Annotated in this window: 22 protein-coding genes and 1 pseudogene; 10 read left to right on the plus strand and 13 right to left on the minus strand. The window is 33.3% G+C overall.

The window, feature by feature from the left end:
- Window positions 1-128: 128 nt before the first annotated feature.
- The 3 genes from JJQ93_RS08170 to JJQ93_RS08180 all read right to left on the minus strand — a co-directional run bounded on the left by JJQ93_RS08170 (window position 129) and on the right by JJQ93_RS08180 (window position 3,497).
- A complete protein-coding gene (locus JJQ93_RS08170; protein WP_274893406.1) occupies window positions 129-680 on the minus strand; it encodes a hypothetical protein in 552 nt (183 codons plus the stop codon).
- Between the two features lie 382 nt (window positions 681-1,062).
- Window positions 1,063-3,006 (minus strand): peptidase S9, encoded by a 1,944-nt coding sequence (locus JJQ93_RS08175; protein WP_274893407.1) that lies wholly within the window; start codon window positions 3,004-3,006, stop codon window positions 1,063-1,065.
- 2 nt (window positions 3,007-3,008) lie between these two features.
- Window positions 3,009-3,497: an RNA polymerase sigma factor gene (locus tag JJQ93_RS08180; protein WP_274893408.1), complete on the minus strand. Its 489-nt coding sequence runs from the start codon at window positions 3,495-3,497 to the stop codon at window positions 3,009-3,011.
- Window positions 3,498-3,749: 252 nt separating this feature from the next.
- Between JJQ93_RS08180 and JJQ93_RS08185 the strand changes: the two genes are divergently transcribed.
- Together JJQ93_RS08185 and JJQ93_RS08190 are read left to right on the plus strand one after the other, a co-directional pair.
- Window positions 3,750-4,307 carry an RNA polymerase sigma factor gene (locus JJQ93_RS08185; RefSeq protein ID WP_085111801.1) on the plus strand — a complete coding sequence of 186 codons (558 nt, stop codon included), beginning with the start codon at window positions 3,750-3,752 and terminating at the stop codon, window positions 4,305-4,307.
- Window positions 4,304-5,056 carry a DUF4367 domain-containing protein gene (locus tag JJQ93_RS08190; protein ID WP_274893409.1) on the plus strand — a complete coding sequence of 251 codons (753 nt, stop codon included), beginning with the start codon at window positions 4,304-4,306 and terminating at the stop codon, window positions 5,054-5,056. The genes JJQ93_RS08185 and JJQ93_RS08190 overlap by 4 nt, the downstream gene beginning before the upstream one ends.
- Before the next feature lie 231 nt (window positions 5,057-5,287).
- Here JJQ93_RS08190 and JJQ93_RS08195 read toward each other — a convergent pair whose 3' ends face one another.
- The 3 genes from JJQ93_RS08195 to JJQ93_RS08205 form a co-directional block, all read right to left on the minus strand.
- On the minus strand, window positions 5,288-6,739 hold the full coding sequence (locus JJQ93_RS08195) for an amino acid permease (RefSeq protein ID WP_085111803.1): 1,452 nt from the start codon (window positions 6,737-6,739) through the stop codon (window positions 5,288-5,290).
- 159 nt (window positions 6,740-6,898) lie between these two features.
- The gene (locus tag JJQ93_RS08200; protein ID WP_274893410.1) at window positions 6,899-8,035 is read right to left on the minus strand and encodes a THUMP domain-containing class I SAM-dependent RNA methyltransferase; all 1,137 of its coding nucleotides are present in this window, start codon (window positions 8,033-8,035) and stop codon (window positions 6,899-6,901) included.
- Between the two features lie 90 nt (window positions 8,036-8,125).
- Window positions 8,126-8,860, minus strand: a complete 735-nt coding sequence (locus JJQ93_RS08205; protein WP_274893411.1) for a class I SAM-dependent DNA methyltransferase — start codon at window positions 8,858-8,860, stop codon at window positions 8,126-8,128.
- Between the two features lie 154 nt (window positions 8,861-9,014).
- Between JJQ93_RS08205 and JJQ93_RS08210 the strand changes: the two genes are divergently transcribed.
- From JJQ93_RS08210 to JJQ93_RS08220, 3 genes are all read left to right on the plus strand, one after another.
- Window positions 9,015-9,878 carry a DUF2156 domain-containing protein gene (locus tag JJQ93_RS08210; RefSeq protein WP_274893412.1) on the plus strand — a complete coding sequence of 288 codons (864 nt, stop codon included), beginning with the start codon at window positions 9,015-9,017 and terminating at the stop codon, window positions 9,876-9,878.
- Between the two features lie 73 nt (window positions 9,879-9,951).
- Window positions 9,952-10,440, plus strand: coding sequence for an Lrp/AsnC family transcriptional regulator (locus JJQ93_RS08215; RefSeq protein ID WP_085111807.1), 489 nt, complete (start codon window positions 9,952-9,954; stop codon window positions 10,438-10,440).
- Window positions 10,437-11,600 (plus strand): pyridoxal phosphate-dependent aminotransferase, encoded by a 1,164-nt coding sequence (locus JJQ93_RS08220; protein ID WP_274893413.1) that lies wholly within the window; start codon window positions 10,437-10,439, stop codon window positions 11,598-11,600. The genes JJQ93_RS08215 and JJQ93_RS08220 overlap by 4 nt, the downstream gene beginning before the upstream one ends.
- A 15-nt stretch (window positions 11,601-11,615) precedes the next feature.
- Here the strand turns inward: JJQ93_RS08220 and JJQ93_RS08225 are convergent, their stop codons facing one another.
- The 4 genes from JJQ93_RS08225 to JJQ93_RS08240 form a co-directional block, all read right to left on the minus strand.
- Window positions 11,616-11,768 carry a FeoB-associated Cys-rich membrane protein gene (locus JJQ93_RS08225; protein ID WP_274893414.1) on the minus strand — a complete coding sequence of 51 codons (153 nt, stop codon included), beginning with the start codon at window positions 11,766-11,768 and terminating at the stop codon, window positions 11,616-11,618.
- A gap of 16 nt (window positions 11,769-11,784) precedes the next feature.
- Complete coding sequence (gene feoB, locus JJQ93_RS08230; RefSeq protein ID WP_274893415.1) at window positions 11,785-13,599, minus strand: ferrous iron transport protein B; 1,815 nt, start codon at window positions 13,597-13,599, stop codon at window positions 11,785-11,787.
- Between the two features lie 21 nt (window positions 13,600-13,620).
- On the minus strand, window positions 13,621-13,848 hold the full coding sequence (locus JJQ93_RS08235; RefSeq protein WP_274893416.1) for a FeoA family protein: 228 nt from the start codon (window positions 13,846-13,848) through the stop codon (window positions 13,621-13,623).
- 95 nt (window positions 13,849-13,943) lie between these two features.
- A complete protein-coding gene (locus tag JJQ93_RS08240) occupies window positions 13,944-14,495 on the minus strand; it encodes an undecaprenyl-diphosphatase (protein WP_274893417.1) in 552 nt (183 codons plus the stop codon).
- Window positions 14,496-14,646: 151 nt separating this feature from the next.
- Between JJQ93_RS08240 and JJQ93_RS08245 the strand changes: the two genes are divergently transcribed.
- Genes JJQ93_RS08245 through JJQ93_RS08260 form a run of 4 tightly spaced genes read left to right on the plus strand, consistent with a single transcriptional unit; the run spans window position 14,647 to window position 17,561 of the window.
- The gene (locus JJQ93_RS08245; RefSeq protein ID WP_274893418.1) at window positions 14,647-15,072 is read left to right on the plus strand and encodes a Fur family transcriptional regulator; all 426 of its coding nucleotides are present in this window, start codon (window positions 14,647-14,649) and stop codon (window positions 15,070-15,072) included.
- On the plus strand, window positions 15,069-15,953 hold the full coding sequence (locus JJQ93_RS08250; RefSeq protein WP_274893419.1) for a metal ABC transporter substrate-binding protein: 885 nt from the start codon (window positions 15,069-15,071) through the stop codon (window positions 15,951-15,953). Before JJQ93_RS08245 ends, JJQ93_RS08250 begins: the two co-directional genes overlap by 4 nt.
- Window positions 15,954-15,972: 19 nt before the next feature.
- The gene (locus JJQ93_RS08255) at window positions 15,973-16,746 is read left to right on the plus strand and encodes a metal ABC transporter ATP-binding protein (RefSeq protein WP_274893420.1); all 774 of its coding nucleotides are present in this window, start codon (window positions 15,973-15,975) and stop codon (window positions 16,744-16,746) included.
- A 14-nt stretch (window positions 16,747-16,760) separates the two neighbouring features.
- Window positions 16,761-17,561, plus strand: a complete 801-nt coding sequence (locus JJQ93_RS08260) for a metal ABC transporter permease (protein WP_085111814.1) — start codon at window positions 16,761-16,763, stop codon at window positions 17,559-17,561.
- A 218-nt stretch (window positions 17,562-17,779) separates the two neighbouring features.
- Here JJQ93_RS08260 and JJQ93_RS08265 read toward each other — a convergent pair whose 3' ends face one another.
- Window positions 17,780-18,340, minus strand: a complete 561-nt coding sequence (locus JJQ93_RS08265; RefSeq protein WP_274893422.1) for a VanZ family protein — start codon at window positions 18,338-18,340, stop codon at window positions 17,780-17,782.
- A gap of 596 nt (window positions 18,341-18,936) precedes the next feature.
- Between JJQ93_RS08265 and JJQ93_RS08270 the strand changes: the two are divergent.
- Window positions 18,937-19,344, plus strand: a pseudogene (locus tag JJQ93_RS08270) (IS1380-like element ISTps2 family transposase); the annotation flags it as partial.
- Between the two features lie 18 nt (window positions 19,345-19,362).
- On the opposite strand, the gene JJQ93_RS08275 reads toward JJQ93_RS08270, so the two are convergent.
- Entirely contained in the window at window positions 19,363-20,040 is a 678-nt protein-coding gene (locus JJQ93_RS08275) for an ABC transporter ATP-binding protein (protein WP_274893423.1), read from the minus strand.
- Between the two features lie 17 nt (window positions 20,041-20,057).
- Window positions 20,058-22,613 carry an ABC transporter permease gene (locus JJQ93_RS08280; RefSeq protein ID WP_274893424.1) on the minus strand — a complete coding sequence of 852 codons (2,556 nt, stop codon included), beginning with the start codon at window positions 22,611-22,613 and terminating at the stop codon, window positions 20,058-20,060.

Here is a 22,613-nt window from a genome sequence, read left to right on the forward strand (position 1 = left end):
TATTGCTCTAACATTTTTATATCAAAATTTTGTAACATTAAGTCTTCTTCCCCACCGTCCCATTTTATAATCAATTTTATAAGCTTTTTGATTAAATCTAATATTTTCTGCCTTTCATATAAATTGATTTAGTTTGTAATATCGTTATGGACTGTAATTTCTTTTTTCTTTAATTGATCGACGTAAATGTATATTGTGAAATCATTCTGTTCTTTTATCAATTTGTCTAATTCATCGTCAGAAATGTCTGGCATATATATGCTAAGAACAGAAGACATTGTCTGATTATTGTTATTGTTGGGATATACATAAGCTATGGGCGTCATATTACTCCCTATCAAATCTGCATATTTCTTGGGATATATTATTTGAAATCCAATTTTATGATTTTTTATAGCATTATTTATTCCAGGTAGTGTGTATGTCACAATAAAATTTAATCCCTGTCCTACTTTATCGGAAACCTCCATTTGACACCTTTGTATTGATAAATTGCTTACTTGCACATTGTTAAGAAAAAATTTTTCTTCGTCTTGTTGTAATTGTTTCATATTTGTTGATATGGTTGTATAATTAACGGTATTTCCCTTGTGTGCGAAAATAAAATACAAACCCAGTAATACAATCACGATGCCAACAATTGTGAAAATAATTGTTTTCTTTTTAATTTTTATTGACATTGAAACGTCCTCCAATCTATAATCTACAATCTTCCATGGTATTACACTTTCTTCCTTCAGACAATCAATTGCGTATCTATCTTTATCACAAAGTGCAAAAATATCCTTGTTTTAAGAGATTAGCAAATAGACCTTTAGGACTAAAATCGTACCACCCTAAAACTTTTTTCGCTAAATTAGCTCTCCATAATATAAGACAAATTTTTAAAGAATTTGTTACAATTTTTTAAAAAAACTTTTTAAGTATAAAAAATAGCCTTATTGAGGGCATTAATATATTTTTATATCAAAATTTTCTAGCAATAAATCTTTTTACCCATCATGATTTGCTTTTTGAAGTATATAAGGTTAAGGATACTTTTCGTATCATTAACCTTATACATTATGGAATGCTTATTTCAAACTTTTCAGGATTGTATTTATAATAAAGATACTGATGGTTTGTATTTACATTAAACATAAGCGTTTTACCATCCCAAAAATTTGAGTTTAAAGCTTGAATGGTTGTGTCTTTAATCAATGTTTGCAAATCTATTTTTTTGTTATCATTTAAATCGTAGACATACGTTTTCGCTGTATTTTGTGCTGTTATATAGTTTGCCGCAAGGTATCTTCCGCTTTCATCGATCTTAAGTTCAAAAAATCCGCCGCTATTAATGCTATCGATCATTTTAAATTTCTTGCCGTTTAATTCATAACTTATCAACTTCACACTTGGTTTACCTGTATTTTGTATTGTAAATACAAGCGTATTCGTCTTGCTACTGTACGCTATTGGTCCAAGTCTATAGTCTCCGTCTGGCAAATACTGCTTTGGAATGTCTGTTTTGTCAAATAGTTTTACATTGCTTTGTCCTTCTACCATGTACAAAGATCCATTCTTATTTATATATTCTGCTTTGCTTAAGTTTTTTATGCTATCTATTATATATCCATTGCTGTTGGGTATCAGATAGTACCTCGATTTTTCTATAGAGTAGTAGCTTTCCATCGTATATGCATAGTTTAACTCAGCATCTACATATATCTTTCCGTTTTCCGTGCCTGACGACAGTATTGTGTATCCCACCGGGTGAGGATTTGATATTGTAAGCAGCTGTGGCGGATTTTTCATAAGCATTCTTGCAAAATCATCATCTCTAACTACCAATGCTTGTAAATACCTTCTTACAACATCTTGTGCACTGATTTTTTCTTTGCTTATATCTATCTTCATTAGGCGCATAGCATTGCCGCCTGTGTCTACATTTGCATTTTTGAGAACAAATATGCTATTTGAGCCGCTGTTCCAGACAGGATCAAAATAGCTGTACAACCCATTCGTCTCGAAAGTTTGAGCCTCATCAGAAGGTTTTATGCTTTTAAGCCAATTTTCAACAGTGATTTCATTAGATATATTAGACGTTACCTGTCTTTTAGTGGCAAAATTCACTGTGTCTGTAACCCATATATTTGAAACTGATTCTTTTACGCTTATATTATCTTTTATCTTATCTGTTTTTAACTCGCTTTTTTCGTATGCAATATAATTGCCATCCGGAGAGACGGAAGGGAATCTTCCATCATCGACAATCTTTTCTTTGTTATAATTCAAATCTTTGTATATTATTTTATTGTCCCTTTCAAATACAATTGCATCAGCACCTTTGATAAATGAGCCATATGAACCGTCTGCGAGTTTAGTGGACTTCAATGTTTTTAGATCTATTTCATTTAAAGAAGACTCTTTTATATCAAATCCATGTGTCTCTCTTGGTGATATGACTTTTCTTGTATAGATAATTTTATTTTCATCAGGTGAAAACGAAGGTTCATCATAGTAAATAGACACTTCATCACCTTTTAATATTACTGTTTCTTTATTTGTTTTAAGATCAAGCAAATAAATATTTCCGTTTGAAGAGTAAACAAGTTTATCGCCATCGTTAGAAACACTAACATAATTAATTTCCCTATTTGAAATCTTTTTAAAGCCTTCTTTGTTGTATTCAAATAAGCCTTTATCACTTATTGGCATATAAATTGTTCCATTATATTCAGTAATTCTTCCGTTGACTCCTCCGCCGATATCCACAAACGACATTTGATTAGCTATCTTGAGATCTGCTGCGTTGACTTTTGGAATGATTGTGTCAGGAATCTTCTTGATATCAAGGGAGTAAAACACCGTCAATAGGCATGCCACAGCAGCCATTCCTACAAAAGTTCTTTTTATCCAATTGTTATTTTTTTTAAATCTCTTGCGGAGCTTTCGCTTTAGTTCCATATTAACAGGTATTTGCTCTTTTATTTTATTAAGGTTATTTTCTATTCTATTCTCATCCATTTTTATCCCTCCAAACATATATTGACTAGTTTTTTAAGCTTTTGTACAATCCTATATGACTTCATTTTGACTGCATCTTCTGTTTTATTGAGTATTAGCGATAATTCCTTGTTTGTCATATTTGAAAAATACTTTAGGTTTATGATTTCGACTTCCTCCTTTTGCAGACTGTATATTGATTTCTTTAGGCAATTCAGCTCCGCCTCTTTATCAAATTTATCCTCAAAAATATCTGGATAGGCGTATTGCTCAAGGCTTTCACCTATAGCTATATCTTTTTTCTTTTTATAGAAGTCGATAACTGTATTTCTTGCTATTGTAAAAAGCCACGATTTAGGACTAGCATTAAGGTTTCTGTACTTTTCATAGGCTTTTTTAAAAATGTCGCTGACAATATCATCTGCATCCCATCTGTTGCCCACTTTGAAATACACATACCTATACACATCATCAAAATAGCTTTCATACATATCTAAAAAATCATTTTGCACCATTAAACCTCCCTCCGTATATAAAGACGAATCAACCAAATCATAGTAACACTTTTTCCTTCTAATATAATAAAATAATTTACGTTAATTTAGAAAGAAATACTCAGTATGAGTGAACTTATATCTTTTTTCATAAAAATAATCTTTAAATCTTTTAACATCGTTAAATATCTCACATAAAAAGTTTTATGATATAATCTATTTGACATGCTTAAATTTTTATGGGCAAGCATGGACGAGGGAGGGAGGAAATTGTTTATCTTATTTGACACGATTACAGACGAAAGTCAAAGAAAAAAAGTCGAAGATATATATGTAAAGTACAGCAGAGATATGTTTAAAGTGGCATACAACATTTTAAACGACTATCAATTGGCACAAGATGCGGTCCAATCTGCTTTTATAAATATTATCAATTATATCGAAAAAATTTCTGATTATGACTGTAACAAAATAAGAGCATTAGTTGTTATTATAGTTAGAAACATCTCAATAAATATGTACAATAAAATAAAGCGGCAAAAAAATTTATTTATTGAAGATGCGGATGAGTTTTTCCATGATGACTCAGAGCCGTTTGACGAGAAGGTAATAAATGATGACATTTTTAGAAGAGTATCTGAAAAAGTAAAAGAGCTAAAGACAGAGTACGCAGACATTATTTCTCTAAAATACTACTACGGATACTCTAATAAAGACATCGCAAATCTTTTAAACATCACAGAAGACAATGTAAGAGTAAGACTGTATCGCGCGCGGCAAAGCCTTAAAGATGCTTTATACCAGTATAAAGGAGATGTGGAAATATGAAAGACCTTTACGATGAAAAGCTAAAATCTGAAAGCAAAATATTTGAGGCATTGCTAGAATATGCAGGGGCTTGCCATGTAAACAACATAATTAATGATCTGGAAGAAGCCAATGGTGAAGAAATACCTTACCCTGAAGAATTAAGCATTAAAATTAGAAAGATGTTAATACATCACAAAAGAAAAGAAGCAGTCAAAAAATTCTTCACATCGGCAAAAATGATCTTCCCAAAAGTCGCGGTATTCTTCTTTGTGGTTTTTATTGGCTTCACTGTGGCAATGACGACTGTTTCTGCTTTTAGAGCTCGCATCTTTAACCTCATAATTGAAATCAAAAAAGATTATACAGACATAAAATTAAAAGAAAACAATGAACCCAGTACGTCTTCTTCCACATCGCTGGTTCCATCCAACTGGGAAAATGAATATTATCTTTCATACGTGCCACATGGCTTCAAGATAAGCAAGGTAGAATCACAGGAGGTAACCAAAATCATTCAATACACAAATGACAAAGGCGATTTCATAATTTTCAGTCAAAGCTCTAACGAAAACACTGACATGATGGTTGACACGGAAAATGCTATAACACAAAAGATTGATATAAACGGCTATGAGGGCATCTTAGTTCAAAAAAACGGTTTAAACACTATCGTATGGCGTAAAGACAACAATTTATTCTCCTTAATGTCGAAAATCGATAAGAACGAACTTATAAAAGCTGCCAATAGCATCAAACTGAAAAAATAATTTATTTTAACTGTAACAAAATTAATGATTATTTGTCTAATATATATGGAGAAAAAACTAACATAGAGGGGATTTAATGTTGAAGAAGAATTTTGTTAAAGCATTTATTATAGTCTTTTTAATCGTAGTCGTAAACTATGCGATATTTTACGGCATATTTTCTCTATATATGTCCATTCACCCATAATAAAAAGGAGCCTTGGTCATCCAAGGCTCTATAATCATACTTTTTTAATAAATGGTTTCGGTTTTCACACCTTTGTAATCATTTTGTGCCAGCTTGCTGTGCCTATATCCATAAAACACATATACGACAATTCCCAACACAAACCATACTATAAACCTTATCCACGTCTCAAGAGGCAGTGAAACCATCAAAAATACAGTTGAAGCAATGGATAAGATAGGCACTAACGGAACAAATGGACATCTAAATTTTCTCGGAAGTTCAGGCTTTGTGTACCTTAAAACAATAACAGCTACCGATACAAGGACAAAAGCAAACATGGTTCCTATATTCACAAGCTTTGCAAGTTCATCGATAGAGAAAAATCCTGCAACAACTGCTGCAAATAGCGCAACTATTATCGTACTTGCAACAGGCGTCTTGTGCTTTTCATGAAGTTTTGAAAGAAATGGCGGTAAAAGTCCATCTCTTGACATAGCAAAGAATATCCTGGTCTGTCCATACATCATAACTAAAAGAACCGTCGTTATTCCTGCTATCGCACCAAAAGAAACTAATCCCGACGCCCAGTTTATGCCGAGGCTTGTTAGTGCAAATGCCACAGGTTCAGGCGTATTAAGCTTTGTATATGATACGACACCTGTAAGTATTGCAACGACGACTATATACAAAATTGTGCTTATTCCTAAAGACCCTAAAATTCCTATAGGCATATCCCTTTCAGGGTTTTTTGTCTCCTCGGCCGCCGTCGACACAGAGTCAAACCCAATGTAAGCAAAAAATATTATTGCAGCGCCTGAAAATACTCCCTTCCATCCAAATGGCAAAAACGGCTTCCAGTTTGATGGATGTACATGCCATACAGCGACAGCTATAAAAAACAATATCACCATTACTTTAAATATAACAGCAATATTATTTAGTATCGAACTTTCTTTTGTTCCAAAAAGTAGAATTATTCCCAAAAGCAATACTATGCCTATAGCCGGTAGATTTATTATTCCACCAGGTGCAGAGCTTGCCGAATTTGCAGCCCATACAGGTATGTTAATGCCAAAGCTGTGAAGCAAACTTGTAAAGTACCCTGACCAACCTAATGCAATGGCAGGTATAGCGAATGCATACTCCAATATCAAGTCCCATCCTATTATCCATGCGAATATTTCACCAAGTGCCACATAACTATAGCTATACGTAGATCCTGCTGCAGGAAATGTAGATGCAAACTCCGCATAACTTAGCGCAGCAAACGAGCATGCAATACCTGAAAGAACAAATGACAATATAAGACCTGGTCCTGCATATTTTGCAGCCGCAACGCCAGTCAATACGAAAATACCTGTGCCAATTATTGCGCCAATGCCAAAGAGAATAAGGTCAAACCATGATAGCGATTTTTTCAATGCGTGCTTTTTGTCCTGTGTGTCATCTATTATCATGTCAAGAGATTTTTTTCTTAATATATTTAAATTACCAGTGTTTTCCTTGCGAGCCATCTTATATTTATCCCCCCAGTTTTAATTAGATTTAATTATTTTAGATTGATTATTTAAAATAGGATATTTTATTTTATTATAATTAAAATTATATTGAGCCGCAAATAACTTTTTCACAACTATTAAAATTTTTTCGCAAAAACAAAAGACGCTTACGCGTCATTTTTTCGGCGGCCTTGGCCCAAAATACTGATAATATGTGGTTTTTATCATGCCATTGTATAGCTTCCTTCTTTTGCTTGCATCCCTTCCAAAAAGTTTTTCAAAATTTTCATGCGATGTTATTATATAGTAGGACCACGTATCAAGCCTCGTAAATACTCTTCCCATCTCCCTATACAATTTCTCTACCTCTTTTAATTCCCCCATCCTTTCTCCGTAAGGCGGATTGCAGACTATTATCCCATACTTATCATCGGTTTTCAGATCTTTCAAAGATCGCTTTGAAAATTTTACATAGTCACTGACACAAGCCTTTTTAGCATTGTCTATGGATAATTTCACTGCATCTTCATCGGCGTCATATCCATTTATGTTTAGTTTTACATCTTTTTTGATTAAATCAAAAGCTTCATTTCTCACGTCAGTCCACAGCTTTTTTGGTATCTGTCTCCATTTCTCCGATGCAAATTGTCGATATAGCCCAGGAGCCATATTTGCACCAATTAACGCTGCTTCAATAGGTATAGTTCCTGATCCGCAAAATGGATCCATAAGTGGTCTATCGTACCTCCAATAGCTTAGCATTATCATGGCTGACGCCAAAGTCTCCCTTAAAGGCGCCACATTTGACACAGCTCTATATCCTCTTTTATGAAGTCCCTCTCCACTTGTGTCTATCATCAGTACGGCTTTGTCTTTCATTAATGAAAATTTTATCTTGTATATTGGACCATCTTCCTCAAACCACTCTCTTTTGTACTTCTTCTTAAGCCTTTCAACTACCGCTTTTTTTACTATCGACTGGCAATCAGGCACACTAAAAAGCTTCGACTTAAGAGAGTATCCATCGACGGGAAACTGTCCATTTTCAGGAATCCACTCTTCCCACGGCAAAGACTTTACACCTTCAAAAAGCTCATCAAAAGTAGTAGCCGTAAATTCACCAACTTTAATGTATACCCTCTCAGCAGTCCTTAACCACAAATTTGACTTACATATAGCAGCTATATCGCCACTAAATGTAACTTTGCCGTCCTCTACTTTTACATCATCATAGCCTAAAGATCTTATCTCATCAGCCGTCACTGACTCAATTCCAAAAAGTGTAGGTGCTATTAATTCAATCTTTGACATATCACTATCTCCCGTTTATTAATTCCAAATTTATTAATTCCAATATTATATTATTGCACTAAATCCCTTTAATCACATCGCCACATTGTCTTAAATGCTGCAGAGAATGAAAGCTCTATCTAAACTATCTACATCTTCAACAATATCAAATTTTCTATTCATTATGTTGACACTTTTAAATCCAGCCATTTTTAATTCATTTACAACTTCGTCTAATGAAAAACTGATTTCATGAACTGTTTCTTCATATTCTTCATACAGCCTTCCTTCTTTCTTTAAAAAGGCGGTAAATGTTATAAAAGCATTATCTCCAAAAGATATGCTTTTGGAAATATAGTAATCACCGTTTGGATACTTCCTTATATGGATATTATTCCAATTATCGCTTAAATCTTTCAATGTGTTCATGTCAAACATGAAAACTCCCTTTTCGTTAAGATGTCTTTTAACACAATTAAACATAGATTTCCACTTTTGAAAATCCGTCATGTGATTTATAGCATCAAATGTGCAAGTTATAAGGTCGAATTTTTTGCCTAAATCAAAATCGCTCATATCGCCAAGATGAAACTTTATATCGTAACCATACTTTCTACAATTTTCAACTGCCTTCTTAAGCATTTCCTCAGATAAATCAAGGCCTTCTACATTTATGCCATCTCTTAAAGCGCCTATGCAAAAAACCCCAGTTCCACATGCCAAATCCAACATAGTCTTAATATTAAAACCAGATTTGTCTAAAAATCTTTTAAAATCTGGCCACAACTCCTTAGCATAGGAATCCCAGCCTAATCTATCGTAAAATTTAGCAAATTCGTCGTACATAAAAACACCTCTTAATTATTTTTTTATCATTCTTCTATATTATATTATCACAATGCTTAAGTCAATTTTGTTATTCAATAACTGTATGTTATAATATTAACACGTGCAAATAACTATATTTAATAAATAATTGTTATCCAAGAGGTGAAAATAGTTGAAACCATTATCCATAGAAGATAAAAATGTTTTTGATGAATACTTTTGTGCATATCCACCAGAAATATCAGAATACACATTTACAAATCTCTTTATGTGGAATCACGTTTACGACATTAAATATGAGATAATCGATGGGTGTCTTTTGATTGCTTCAGGCAATAATGTATTTCCTCCTGTAGGTCCATCTGAAAATACATTAAATGCACTGGAAAAATTTTGTGAAATGCTTAAAAAAGATTACTCTGAAATCAATCTAACTCGCTTTGACAATGATTCTGCCACTAAGATTAGAGAAAATTTTAATGTTAAGATGGAACCAGATGAAGACAATTTTGACTACGTGTACAATACACAAGACCTTATCAATCTTTCTGGTAGAAAATATCACAATAAAAAAAATCATATAAACAAATTTATGAGAACTTATGATTATGTTTTGGAAGAACTTCGCAGTGAAAATGCTTTAGAATGTTTAAATTTTACTGAAAAATGGATTTCCTTAAAAGACATAGAAGAAAATCCTGGAATACTAAAGGAATTTGATGCGATAAAAAAAGTTCTGGAAAACTACGATTTTTTTAATGTAAAAGGAATCGTATTAAAGATAAATGGAAAAATAGAAGCATATTCATTCGGAGAAAAATTAAATACAGAAACGGCAGTGACTCACATAGAAAAGGCAAACCCAGAGATTAAAGATGCGTACGCATTTATAAACATGTGTTTTGCTAAGCTAATGTCTGAGTACAAATATATAAACAGAGAACAAGATTTGGGAATCCCAGGCCTTAGGTATGCAAAGAAGTCATACCACCCTGCAAAGATGATATTGAAATTCAAAGGAAAGTTGCAAATTTAAAACTTTAATAGATTGAATTATTATAATTTTTGTATTATAATGTGCATAACATTATTTTTGGGAGGTGCCGTAAATGTCTAAAAAGATGGATATAGTCGAGCTTCTTCATGAAAACAGCCGTTTGACAGACAAGCAAATATCCGTAATCACCGGGCTCAGCGAAGATGAAGTAAAGGATATAGTAAAAAGCCTTGAAGAAGAAAAAGTTATATTAAAGTACAGCACATTGGTCAATTGGGAAAAAACCGAAAAGGAAGTAGTGCGAGCACTTATTGATGTAAGAGTCACACCACAGCAAGGACAAGGTTTTAACGCTATTGCTGAAAGAATTGGACAATACGATGAAGTAAAATCTGTCTCTTTAATCTCTGGCGGATACGATCTATCCGTAGAAGTAGAAGGGAAAACCATGAAGGAGATAGCTATTTTCGTAGCGGAAAGACTGGCTCCTATTGACGGCGTACTAAGTACAACTACACACTTCATACTTAAAAGATACAAACAAGATGGGGTGTTTTTTACAGACGGTCCTGAAGACAAAAGATTGGTGGTAACACCATGAGCAATAAATACATTTCAGATGTAGTAAAAAACATCCCACCCTCTGGAATAAGAAAATTTTTCGACCTTGTTACAAATTCTCGCGATATTATCTCTCTCGGTGTTGGCGAACCAGATTTTGTGACGCCATGGACTGTGCGAAAAGAAGCCATAGATGTGCTTGATAGAGGTGCTACTACATACACATCAAACCTTGGACTCTTAGAATTAAGAGAAGCCGTATCATTCTTTCTAAAAAATCATTACGGCTTAAATTACGATCCTGAAAATGAAATAATGATAACCGTAGGCGCCAGCGAAGCCATAGACTTAGCACTTAGATGCCTTATAAATGATGGCGATGAAGTTTTAGTGCCTGTACCAAGCTATGTCTCTTATTCACCTTGTATAGAGCTTACAAGAGGGGTGCCGGTATACGTACCTACCTATGAAGAAAACAATTTTATAATAACACCTGATGATCTGAAATCAAAAATCACCAGCAAGACAAAAGCACTTATACTGCCATATCCAAATAATCCCACAGGCGCTATCATGAAAAAAGAGGAGTTAGAAGCTATAAAAGACATAATAATAGAGCATGATTTAATCGTAATATCTGATGAAATCTACAGTGAACTTACTTATGACGGGAAACACGTAAGCATAGCTTCATTGCCTGATATGAAGGAAAGGACTATCGTTTTAAACGGCTTTTCAAAAGCTTTTGCCATGACAGGTTGGAGATTGGGATACATAGCAGCGGAGCATAGCTTCATAGAGGCTATGAATAAGATTCATCAGTATACGACTATATGCGCTCCCATAATGGCTCAATATGCTGGGATAAAAGCGATATACGAGTGCGAAGACGATATAGAAAAGATGCGTAAAACTTACGATCAAAGAAGACGTCTCATAGTAAATGGCTTCAGAGAAATAGGATTTGATTGCTTTGAACCAAAGGGAGCTTTTTATATATTCCCTTCAATTAAAAAAACAGGCCTTTCATCACAAGAATTTTGCGAAAGGCTTTTAAAAGAAGAAAAAATAGCCGTCGTACCAGGAGATGCTTTTGGACCCGGAGGAGAAGGATTCATAAGGGTATCTTATGCGTATTCTATCGATAAGATAATGAAAGCCCTTGAAAGAATAGAAAGCTTTGCTAAGAAAATATTTTAAAAAAAGTAGGTGCCCCTACTTTTTTTGCTTTACTGCAGAAAATTTAGGACAACTGGAAGAACAACTACCGCAGTTGCATTGACCAGAAGTGCTTTTCTTTATGTTTTTATAAAGAATAAACACCGCTGCCGTCACTATTGCTATAGTTGCAATCACTTCAATAATCATATGACCACTCCTTTTATTAAAATATTCTCAAAATTAAATTTCCGCCATTGTAAACTATAAATGAAACTACCCAAGCTAAGACCAACTGATATGTTACAGAGAATGCTGCCATCTTTCCACCGTATTCTTTTTTCATTGTGGCAATTAGAGATATACACGGTGTGTACAAAAGCACAAAGACGAGAAAGCTAATAGCTGAAATCGGCGTAAAAACTGTCGGCAAAATCTTTGTCAAATTTCCGCCGTATATAACCCCCATAGTTCCTACTACCACTTCTTTTGCCATTATTCCTGTAAGAAGTGATACTGAATTTTGCCATGAAGCAAAACCTAATGGTATAAAGATAGGACTTATGAATCTCCCTATATATGCGATAAAGCTTTTGTCTATTTCCGTCATACCTGAAAAATTAAAGTTTGATAAAATCCAAACAATTATAGACACAGAAAAGATTATAGTACCTGCTTTTTTTAAGAATCCCTTGCCTTTTTCCCACGTGTGTACTGCCAATGACTTAAGTTCAGGCAACTTATACTCAGGAAGTTCTATTATAAACGGCTCATCATCTTTCTTGAATATGGTATTTTTGAAAAGTATGCCTACGAAAAACGCCATAATGACGCCTAATACGTATAAAGATGCAACAACCAAAGCTTCGTGGCCTTTAAACAAAGCACCTGCCATAACCAGATAAATAGGCAACCTTGCATTACAAGACATAAGCGGCAAAAGAAGAGCCGTCATCTTTCTGTCTTTTTCACTCTCTAAAGTTCTTGTTGACATCACTCCAGGAACATTGCATCCAAAGCCAATTATAAGTGGAATAAACGCCTTTCCGGATAACCCCATTTTCCTGATTATCTTGTCCATTAAAAAAGCTACTCTTGCCATATATCCGCTGTCTTCTAAAAACGATATACACAAAAACAAGGCTAAGATTACAGGAAGAAATACTATTACCGATCCTACGCCGCCAATAATGCCGTCAACGATAAGTGACTTAAACCAGCCATTTGCACCAGACAGCAATATGTTAACATGCGGTACAAACCAAACATTGACAAAACTGTCCAGTAAATCTGCCAATGGTTGGCCAACCCAGCTAAAAGTAAACTGAAAGATTAAATATATGATGGCTATAAAAATCGGATAAGCCAAAAATTTATTTATTAGGATTTTATCTAATCTCTCTGTGATAGTAACTGTATTTTCAGATGTGTACGTAACACACTGTGATAAAATGCCTTCTATATATTTATACGTTTCAGCTTCACTTTTAAAGCGTGTATCGTCACGATAATGATTTTCATTATCATTGATTGCTTTTGAAAAAATGTCATTCACTAAAAGTTCCTTAATCTCGTCTACACCCTTTCCTTTTGAAGCCACAATAGGAACAACCATGACACCAAGTAATTTAGACAATTCTACATAATCAATCTTTATTCCTTTTTTCTCGGCAACATCAACCATGTTCAATATCAATATGATAGGTATGTTGAATTCTTTAAGTTGCATAGTTAAGTACAAATTTCTCTTAAGATTTGAAGCATCTACTATATTTAATATAAAATCAACATGACCGCTTTCCAGAAAAGACTTGGAAATTTTCTCTTCATTGGAGTAAGTGTCCATTGCATAAATGCCTGGCAAGTCGACAATTTTTACATTGTCATTTATAAAGCCTTCTTTTTTTTCAACGGTGACACCAGGCCAATTGCCTACGTGCTGGTTTAATCCAGTAAGCAAATTAAAAAGAGTTGTCTTGCCAACATTGGGATTGCCAATCAAAGCGGCGGTTGTCATTCGTTTTGAATCAGTAACTGCCATACGCCCCCTCCTTCACATATCTTAAAAGACATCTTTTACGACGATATTCTTTGCATCTCTTTTTCTAATTGCCAAATCAAAACCCATAAAATTTATTATTATAGGATCTCCTAAGGGCGCAAAGCTTTTGACTTTTACTTTTACGCCTTCATTTGCTCCAAGGGCACGCAATCTTTTGGCTAACTTTTCGTCACCTAAAATACCACTTACTAAAGCCGTTTGCCCTGGTCTTAAGTCGTATACGCTCATCATTACCACCCCTTCATTGATAATCATTCTCAATTCCTAATTCTATGATACTATATATTCCCCTTCGTGTCAATAAAATATAAAAATAATATTTATCATATCTTTATAAATCTATGCCATATCTTAAGAATTTGATTTTCAAGGGAATCCAAAATGCCCTTTAGATATTTCACAAGCTTGCTCATCAAAAATCCTATGACAAATCCAGCCACAACATCCACAGGATAGTGAACTCCAACATATACTCTCGCTATAAGCAGTAAAACCGTCAAAACCATCATGATAGCACCAATAAGCTTATTTCCTTTTAACTGAGTGAATGCAATGGCAGAACCTCCTGATAGGTGATCACTTGGAAAAGACGCATCACTTGGATGTTTAACAAGCAAATTCACTTTATGTGTAACAAAAGGTCTTGGTTCAAAATAAAATCTTGAAATGATAAAATTTGCGCTCAATGCTATGACCGCAGCAAAGAACTCTTCCATCGATACCCTTTTCCCATCATCACCTCCAACAAACCATTGGATAACCATTAGCAGCCCATATATAATAGGAGAATACAAAGCAATAAATATCATCACCTTATCTAATATGCTATGATGACCCGCAAATCCATTGATAAATTGAAAAATAGCGTAATTCATTTTCATCACCTCGTATTAAGATTTTAACCTTCAATTCTTAAAATAAAATTAGATACAGATTAAAAAATAATTAAAATTTCTTGACAAATACGATAAACAATTATATAATCCTAAATAGTAAATTATTCTTATTTAGAAGGAATGAGGGATTATGACAAAGGAAGATATTTTAAAAACCATAAAATCCAACAACTTTAAGATAACTCCCCAAAGAGAGCTTATCATAAACATAATGCTAAATTCCAATGGTTACTTATCTGTAAGGGAAATCTACGAAAAAGTAAAAAGTTCATTTCCACAAGTAAGTTTAGATACTGTATACAGAAATTTAAGTCTTCTAAAAGATATAAATGTATTAAGTGAAGCAACTATAGGCAACAATATTATGTATGAAATCCACAAAGACATGCATGAACATATAATGAAATGTCTAAAATGCGGCAAAATCTTTGAACTTAATATATGTCCCGTAGATCTTTGCCGAAACAAACTGGATGGTTTTGAAGTTGTAGACCACAAAATCGAAATCACTGGATACTGCAAAAATTGCAAAAATCATGAGGAGGATAGAAAATGAAAAAATTTATTTCAATTATTTTGATAGTTTTGATAGTATTTAGCTTGACGTCATGCAATACAAAAATTTCAAAAAAACCCAGCAAATTAGCTGTATATGCAACATTTTATCCTTTATATGATCTTACAAAAAAAATAGCCGGTGATAAAGCAACAGTCCAAAACATAATACCGCCAGGCGTGGAGCCACATGATTGGGAACCTACGACAAAACAGATAGCAGACATAGAAGGAGCTTCTCTCGTCGTGTATTTAGGACTTGGCATGGATTCATGGATAAGCAAAGTAGAATCATCTGTATCAGGACCCAAATTTGTAGAAGTGTCAAACGGTATTGATGCTATAAAAGTCGGAAATGCTGTAAATCCGCATGTATGGCTTTCTCCAAAAGAAGCACAGATATTGGCGAAAAATATAAAAGATGCTTTGGTAAGTGCTGACAATAAAAACGCAAAATACTACGAAGATAACTATAATACTTTGTTAAATACATTAAAGCAGTTAGACAGTGAATACACTGAAAAACTTAAAAACACCAAAACTAAGACATTTATAGTATACCACAGCGCCTTTGACTATGTAGCGAGAGATTACGGTTTAAACCAAGTATCTATTGTCGGTATGAGCGAAGAAGCTGAAGCAAGTCCCGCTAAAGTCGCTGAAGTCATACATCTCATAAAAAAAGAAAACATCAAGTACATCTTTACAGAGCCATTGACATCACCTAAGCCTATTCAATCAATTGCCAGCGAAACAGGTGCAAAAGTACTTCCATTAAATACTATTGAAGGGCTTACTAAAGATGAAATGAAGAAAGGCTACGATTATATAAAATTGACGCAGCAAAACTTAGACAATCTTCAGAAAGCATTAAATTATTAATTTAACGAAAGGGATTTTTATGAGTAAAATTGTTGAACTTAAAGATGTCAGTTTTTCTTATGATGATAAAAAGGTGCTTAATAATATCAATCTAACTATTGATGATGGTGAATTTGTTGGCCTTATCGGGCCAAATGGCTCAGGCAAAAGCACTCTCGTAAAGATCATGATAGGAGATCTTACGCCTTCATCAGGCGAAGTCCTTATAAACGGGATAAGCGTAAAAGACATAAAAAAAAGATCTATAATAGGATATGTCCCACAAAAATCTTATTCTTTCAACGCTTCATTTCCGGCAAGTGTGAAAGAAGTTGTATCGATGGGGCTTTACGGGAAATTAGGGCTATTTAAGAAACTTTCCAAAGACGACTGGGAAATCGTAAATAATGCTCTAAAAACTGTCGACATGATTGATTACAAAGACAGGCTTATCGGAAATCTGTCTGGAGGACAACAGCAGAGGGTATTTATAGCAAGAGCGCTTGTCAGCGATCCTAAGATTTTATTTTTAGATGAACCTACAACAGGCATAGATGCAAAATCAGAAGACACGCTTTACAAAATCCTTGATACTTTAAATAAACAAAATAAAATAACGATTATTATGGTCACTCATGATGTATGGGCCATATCCGACAAGGTATCTCGAATCGTATGCATGGGAAATGGCAGACTATATGATAGGTGCGACACTTTAGACTTTTCAAAAAAAGAATTGGCTGAAATATACGGATACCCTGTCAAACTGGATATGCACCATCACCAAAGTGAAAATATCAATAATCGACTTTAGATTGAGGTGTTATAATGCTTAATATTTTTACATACGACTTTATGATTAGGGCATTTCTTGCAGGCGGATTTATATCGATAATAGCACCATTAGTAGGAAGCTTCTTAGTATTAAGAAGGCTATCACAGATGGGTGATACGCTATCCCACGTAGCACTGGCAGGCGTAGCAGCAGGATTTCTCATAGGTATAAATCCTACAATAGGCTCTATAATCTTTGTGGTACTATCATCTTTCGGAATTGAACGCTTGAGAAAATCCTACTTTAGATATTCGGAAATATCTATTGCAGTTGTCATGTCTGCAGGAATGGCAATCGCAGTAATACTTTTAAGTTTATCCAGCGGAAGTCCTGCAAACATAATGAATTACCTTTTTGGAAGCATAATATCAATTAACAACACAGACGTTTTGATTTCATTCATACTAAGCATTGTTATAATAGCTGTTATTTACATCTTCTACAAAGAGCTTTTGTACATTACATTTGACGAAGAAGCCGCTTTGATATCAGGTATTCCTGTCAACATGGTTAATATAATATTTACCATGATTGTGGCCATAACTGTAGCAGTATCCATGAGAATAGTGGGAGCTTTGTTGGTATCGGCATTGATGGTAATACCTGCAGCAGCCAGCCTTAAAATCGCCAAAAACTTCAGACAGACTATTTTTTATGCCATACTGTTTTCCTTCATATCTGTATTCGCAGGCATAATACTGTCTTTTTATCTAAATCTCTCGCCTGGCGGCAGCATTGTAATAGTTTCTCTCATAATCATGGGTTTAGCAAGTATAAAGAAGGCAGGTAACTAACCTGCTTTTTTTGTTTTTATCTGGGATAATAAAATGTACTGATTTTAAGATTTTCGTTTAAGTCTTTCTCTATTGGCTATATCTTAAAAATATATATCCCACATACAAAAACAACAAAGTAGCAATCAAATCTATTATATTAGACATATTTGCAAAAAGCTCTATGTATTCCAACTCATAAAACCTCCTAACTGAAAAAAATCCATTAATATCAATAATTATTCAATGTTATGCTGTGACGATTCACAAAATAAATGATTATCTTTTTTGAATATAGGTAGCAACATCTTAAAAAAGATGTAGCCAACTAATGCTCCAAATACGTTTAATATAAAATCATTTATATCACAAATTTTATATGCAAAACCGTATATTAATGAAACAAGCAATTGTGTTATTTCAATACAAAAAGATGTTATTGCACATAAAGATATATTTTTTCTAAATGAAATATATTTATAGTTAATAAAAGGCATTAAAAATGCCAAAGGCATCAAAAGTACAATATTTCCTATTATTTGTATTTTTGTGTAATGTAGCATTGGTAATAACGGAATTAAATTATATGACTTATTTTTTGTGCCTTTTAAAAACTGAATCATATCACTTTCTATTGGTATAGGAAAAAACACGGTATTTATTAAAACTGCAATATAAACAACTAAAGCCGCATATATAATATATTTTTCAAATTTAGCTTTTTTATAATATAATTTAAGAACTATTATCACATAAATAACAAGAAATAAAATTTTAAAAAGAATATTAAATTCCAACATATCGCAAGAGCATCCTCCTTGAAAATTATTGCAGGATCCGTCATCGAACTTGTAAGCCCCGCTTATACGCATCTTTTGTATGAATAAAGTATTTCATCATATATTTTCATATTTCCAATATAAACCCCCACGCAAAACTTGTAAATTCATTCTCTCACAATATAAAACAATTTCTAAGGAATTTGTTACAGTTCTTTATAAAAATTTTTATATTTTTTTATAGTAAACAATCAATTGTATCTTTGTGAACAAGTACACAAATTCCCACACCTTTTCGCGAATATCTAATTCTATGAAAATCCTTTACCTCCTCAAACAGAAAATTCCCCAAACAATAAGTCTGCGGGAACATAAAACACACTTCAATATTTAATTAAAAATCTTTAAAGCCTTTGATTTCAACATATTTATTCTTACTTTTATTAAACTTGGATTCAGCAGATGAATTTACAAAATGTCCAAATAGAGCTATTTAAAGACTAAAAAATGTGAAAAAAATTTTTACAAAAAATATAAAAATATATGGAAATTCTCCTTTTTCTGATAAAATTTAAGTGTCAAACAAAAAAATTAACAGAAAGGAGAATCTCCATAATATGGGTTTAACACTTAATCTTACAAGAGAAAAGGGGTTTTTAAAATATATTTTACCAACAATTTTTGACAATTTTACAGTATCAAATAATGTAACCTTCACATATATACAAGCATTCAAAGAAAAAATCGGCTTTGATAAAATTCTTTCAAGTATATTATCCTTTAAAAAAGCGCCAAATGCTGTCTTTCAGCCAGCCGAAGTTATTGACTTTATGACTGATTCTGTAATTCAAGGAAATACTCGCTTTCTTCACATGGACCAATTGAGATATGATAATGCGTACACAAAAATTAAATGACATAAAGCCCCCAGCAAAAAAGTATGCAGAGACTTAATTAAAGCCATGCCTAAAAGTTCTCTTGAAGAATTAAGACTTATAAACAAACCTTTGCTTTCATTGCAATCAAGCTGTAAAAATACCCTCCTAATTGTTCAAGTAGCTTAGAATCTTGCCATCTTGTATTGTTATGCATACATCTGCTGATGCTGCTATATCTTTATTATGAGTTACCATAATCAAAGTCTGTCCAAATTTTTCTACACAGAGTTTAAAGAATTTCATCACTTCCTCTGCTGTTTTACTGTCTAAATTACCTGTTGGTTCATCTGCAAATATTATATCTGGTTTGTTTGATAGTGCCCTTGCTATTGCTACTCTTTGCTGCTGTCCTCCTGAGAGTTCATTTGGAAAGCTTTTTATCTTATTCTCTAGTCCTAAAATTTCTATTATTTCCGATATGTAGTCCTTATCTATTTTTTTATTATCTAATGATACTGGCAATGTTATATTTTCATACACGTCTATAACTGGTATAAGGTTAAAGCTTTGAAATACAAATCCGAAGTTTCGCCTTCTCAGTATCGAAAGTTTTTCTTCTGATAGATTAAATATATTCTCACCATTTAATAATACTTCACCTGATGTAGGCACATCTAGTCCTGCCATGCAGTGAAGCAGCGTACTCTTACCTGAACCGCTGGGGCCTATTATAGTAGTGAATTTTCCATTTTCTATAGAAACTGATACTTCCTTTAAAGCCTCTACTTTATTGTCACCTTTACCGTATATCTTAGTCAATTTTACTGTCTCTAATATGCTCATAATCTCCACCTCATCTTTTATTCGGTTATATTTAAGCCTTCTACTATATTAAGCTTTTCTACTTTCTTTGCAGATACATAAGATGACAATATGCATATAACTATAACTATAGCACTGTACAATAGTATTGGTATAACTGGAAATTTAAATTGCAGCCTTTCGCTTATGTTAAATCCAGCCTTGTACTGCCTGTTTACCAAACTGTAAAATGAATAAACGTTGTAACTGCCTATTAAAGCCGCTATTATGCTGCTCAATACACCATAAATAATCGATTCTTTTATTATCATGCTTTTAAGCTGCTTGACTGTCATGCCTATTGCTCTAAGTGTGGAAAACTCATTTGTACGTATCAATAAGTTGGTTTTTAGCGTATTATATACATTCATGCCTGCTATTAGTAATATCAATGCTACGATCACCATGTCTGATTCCAATACTCCCGTAAATCCTTTTTGGCTCTTTTCTATATAACTTAGCTTGCTTTCCACACCTGCAAAAGGCTTGTCCTTTAGAATCTTGTTTATACTATCATACACATAAGTGTCCTTTCCCGCTTCAGACTGCACGCTGATCTGGTCATATGTACTTTTCCCTGAAATGTTCATTAAGTACTTTTGAGGAAGGATTATCTCCATCCTGGCTCCCCGTGTACTGTCACCTTTAGCTGTCCATTCCTGCTTTAATAGTGCACCTACTCTGATATTTTCCTCTTCATATGCTATTTTGCCATTTCTGATAACAGGAATCCTTATTGCCATGGTATCACCAACTTTTAAATCTTTTCTAATTCCCTCGAGCTTATGTTTAAAAATATCATAATAGTAATTAAATACTATTGCATTTGGATATTTATCTGATGAATTATTCAGCGATGACATGTCCCCTTTATCTATATACTTCTTAAATCCCTGCAACTGATCATCATCATAGCCTTTTACTTCTATCATTGTTTCCACATTTTTATTTGTATCTGAAATTCCATTGTACTTTTTAAAGTCATTTTCTAAATCATTTACATCAGATTCCAAAAAACCTTCCATAGATACTTTTGTACCTACTTTTTTCACTCCTTCTATCTGAGATATGGCTTTTACATCATCATTTGTATAACCTGTAAAATATAGATCTATATTTGGACCAAACAACAATTTAAAATCATAGTCCTGCATGTTTAAAACATATGGTGTTGTATTATACACCGCATCTCGGTTGTTAAGAAATGCAATATCATCTATAAATAAATATCCTGCCATTGCTACTGATACAACTATTATTATAGTCCTCCACTTATTTCTCCACACATTTTTATATGCCATCTCACCTGTTATGCCAGATATCTTTTTTATAAACTTATGGTATCCTCTATTTCTTTGCTTTCCACCTGATCTATCGCTCTTTCTCATAGCTTCTATTGGTGATATCCTGCCTGACATCCATATCGGTATTATGCTTGAAACTATGACAGTTAAGGCTCCAACTATTACTGCATTCCACATGTTTTTCCCACTTATGCACACTGTTGATTGTGATACATCTAAAAATGCAAAGTTAAACAACTTCATCCCAATATATGAAAATGCAATACCCATCAATAGACCAAGAGATAATCCAATGATGAGAATAAATAAGCTTTGAAATCCTACTATCAGTCTCACTTGTTTCTTTGACGACCCTATAGCTCTCATCATGCCTATTTGTTTTATCATGTCTATTAAAGATATATTAAACATGTTATATATAAGAAGAATCGCTGTAATTACTATCAAAATATTAAAATGACGTACAGAATCATTCGTATTTTGAGAACTGTAATCATCAAGTGCTGTTACCAGTTGTATATTTAGATCATAATCCCATCTTCCTATATTATACCTCTCTCTTATCTGATTCAACTGACCCGATAGATTAGCCTTTGATTTCAATTTGACGATTTCTTCATATGTTATAAAATTGTTAGGCAGTACATTATTTTCACCTTCTTTAAAGTATGTAAATCCTCTCAGTGAATAGTACCCCTCATAATATTGTTTGGGCTTATCTAATATCCCCACCAATTTGAAGGACTTGCTTTCCATGCATATTTGGTTCAGGCCGTTTTCATCTTTATATTCCTTTTTGATTTTAAAATTTATTGTCTCACCCAGCTTTTCTTTAAGTCCCATCTTTTTTAAAGCCTGTGATTCTAATACTATTTCTCCTTGCTTATTTGGCAAATGACCTTTTGTAAGAGTGTATCCATTCATTTCTATATAGTCTTTGTCTGTTGAATTTAATATCATTGAAATTCCATTATCAGTAACGAGATTTCCTAGATTAGCTGCTACTGCAGATTTACTTACGTCTTTATCATTTTTTATTTTCTCAGTCAAGTCTTTATTTAGATTAGTAAATATGCCCTGATATGTTCCATACATTTTGTAAATATTAGCAAGCTGATTTCTGCTCTGGCTTTCAAATATAACGTTAGTACCAAATACAAGCATTACTGCCAAGGCGACACCTAATACTAAAGCAATCGTCCTTCCTCTTTGTTTTTTCAGATATGCTAATGCTAAATGTATATATATCAT

This window comes from Thermoanaerobacterium sp. R66, from assembly GCF_028895185.1.
Lineage (GTDB): Bacteria > Bacillota > Thermoanaerobacteria > Thermoanaerobacterales > Thermoanaerobacteraceae > Thermoanaerobacterium.

What these genes read in the sequence shown, in the direction of transcription:
- JJQ93_RS08190 (WP_274893409.1), top strand. Translation starts at nt 4,304, where the DNA reads ATGAAAGACCTTTACGATGAAAAGCTAAAATCTGAAAGCAAAATATTT.
- JJQ93_RS08235 (WP_274893416.1), bottom strand. Translation starts at nt 13,848, where the DNA reads ATGAGCGTATACGACTTAAGACCAGGGCAAACGGCTTTAGTAAGTGGT.
- JJQ93_RS08215 (WP_085111807.1), top strand. Translation starts at nt 9,952, where the DNA reads ATGTCTAAAAAGATGGATATAGTCGAGCTTCTTCATGAAAACAGCCGT.
- JJQ93_RS08205 (WP_274893411.1), bottom strand. Translation starts at nt 8,860, where the DNA reads ATGTACGACGAATTTGCTAAATTTTACGATAGATTAGGCTGGGATTCC.
- JJQ93_RS08170 (WP_274893406.1), bottom strand. Translation starts at nt 680, where the DNA reads ATGTCAATAAAAATTAAAAAGAAAACAATTATTTTCACAATTGTTGGC.
- JJQ93_RS08200 (WP_274893410.1), bottom strand. Translation starts at nt 8,035, where the DNA reads ATGTCAAAGATTGAATTAATAGCACCTACACTTTTTGGAATTGAGTCA.
- JJQ93_RS08245 (WP_274893418.1), top strand. Translation starts at nt 14,647, where the DNA reads ATGACAAAGGAAGATATTTTAAAAACCATAAAATCCAACAACTTTAAG.
- JJQ93_RS08220 (WP_274893413.1), top strand. Translation starts at nt 10,437, where the DNA reads ATGAGCAATAAATACATTTCAGATGTAGTAAAAAACATCCCACCCTCT.
- JJQ93_RS08265 (WP_274893422.1), bottom strand. Translation starts at nt 18,340, where the DNA reads ATGTTGGAATTTAATATTCTTTTTAAAATTTTATTTCTTGTTATTTAT.
- feoB (WP_274893415.1), bottom strand. Translation starts at nt 13,599, where the DNA reads ATGGCAGTTACTGATTCAAAACGAATGACAACCGCCGCTTTGATTGGC.
- JJQ93_RS08260 (WP_085111814.1), top strand. Translation starts at nt 16,761, where the DNA reads ATGCTTAATATTTTTACATACGACTTTATGATTAGGGCATTTCTTGCA.
- JJQ93_RS08175 (WP_274893407.1), bottom strand. Translation starts at nt 3,006, where the DNA reads ATGGATGAGAATAGAATAGAAAATAACCTTAATAAAATAAAAGAGCAA.
- JJQ93_RS08195 (WP_085111803.1), bottom strand. Translation starts at nt 6,739, where the DNA reads ATGGCTCGCAAGGAAAACACTGGTAATTTAAATATATTAAGAAAAAAA.
- JJQ93_RS08250 (WP_274893419.1), top strand. Translation starts at nt 15,069, where the DNA reads ATGAAAAAATTTATTTCAATTATTTTGATAGTTTTGATAGTATTTAGC.
- JJQ93_RS08275 (WP_274893423.1), bottom strand. Translation starts at nt 20,040, where the DNA reads ATGAGCATATTAGAGACAGTAAAATTGACTAAGATATACGGTAAAGGT.
- JJQ93_RS08225 (WP_274893414.1), bottom strand. Translation starts at nt 11,768, where the DNA reads ATGATTATTGAAGTGATTGCAACTATAGCAATAGTGACGGCAGCGGTG.
- JJQ93_RS08280 (WP_274893424.1), bottom strand. Translation starts at nt 22,613, where the DNA reads ATGATATATATACATTTAGCATTAGCATATCTGAAAAAACAAAGAGGA.
- JJQ93_RS08255 (WP_274893420.1), top strand. Translation starts at nt 15,973, where the DNA reads ATGAGTAAAATTGTTGAACTTAAAGATGTCAGTTTTTCTTATGATGAT.
- JJQ93_RS08240 (WP_274893417.1), bottom strand. Translation starts at nt 14,495, where the DNA reads ATGAATTACGCTATTTTTCAATTTATCAATGGATTTGCGGGTCATCAT.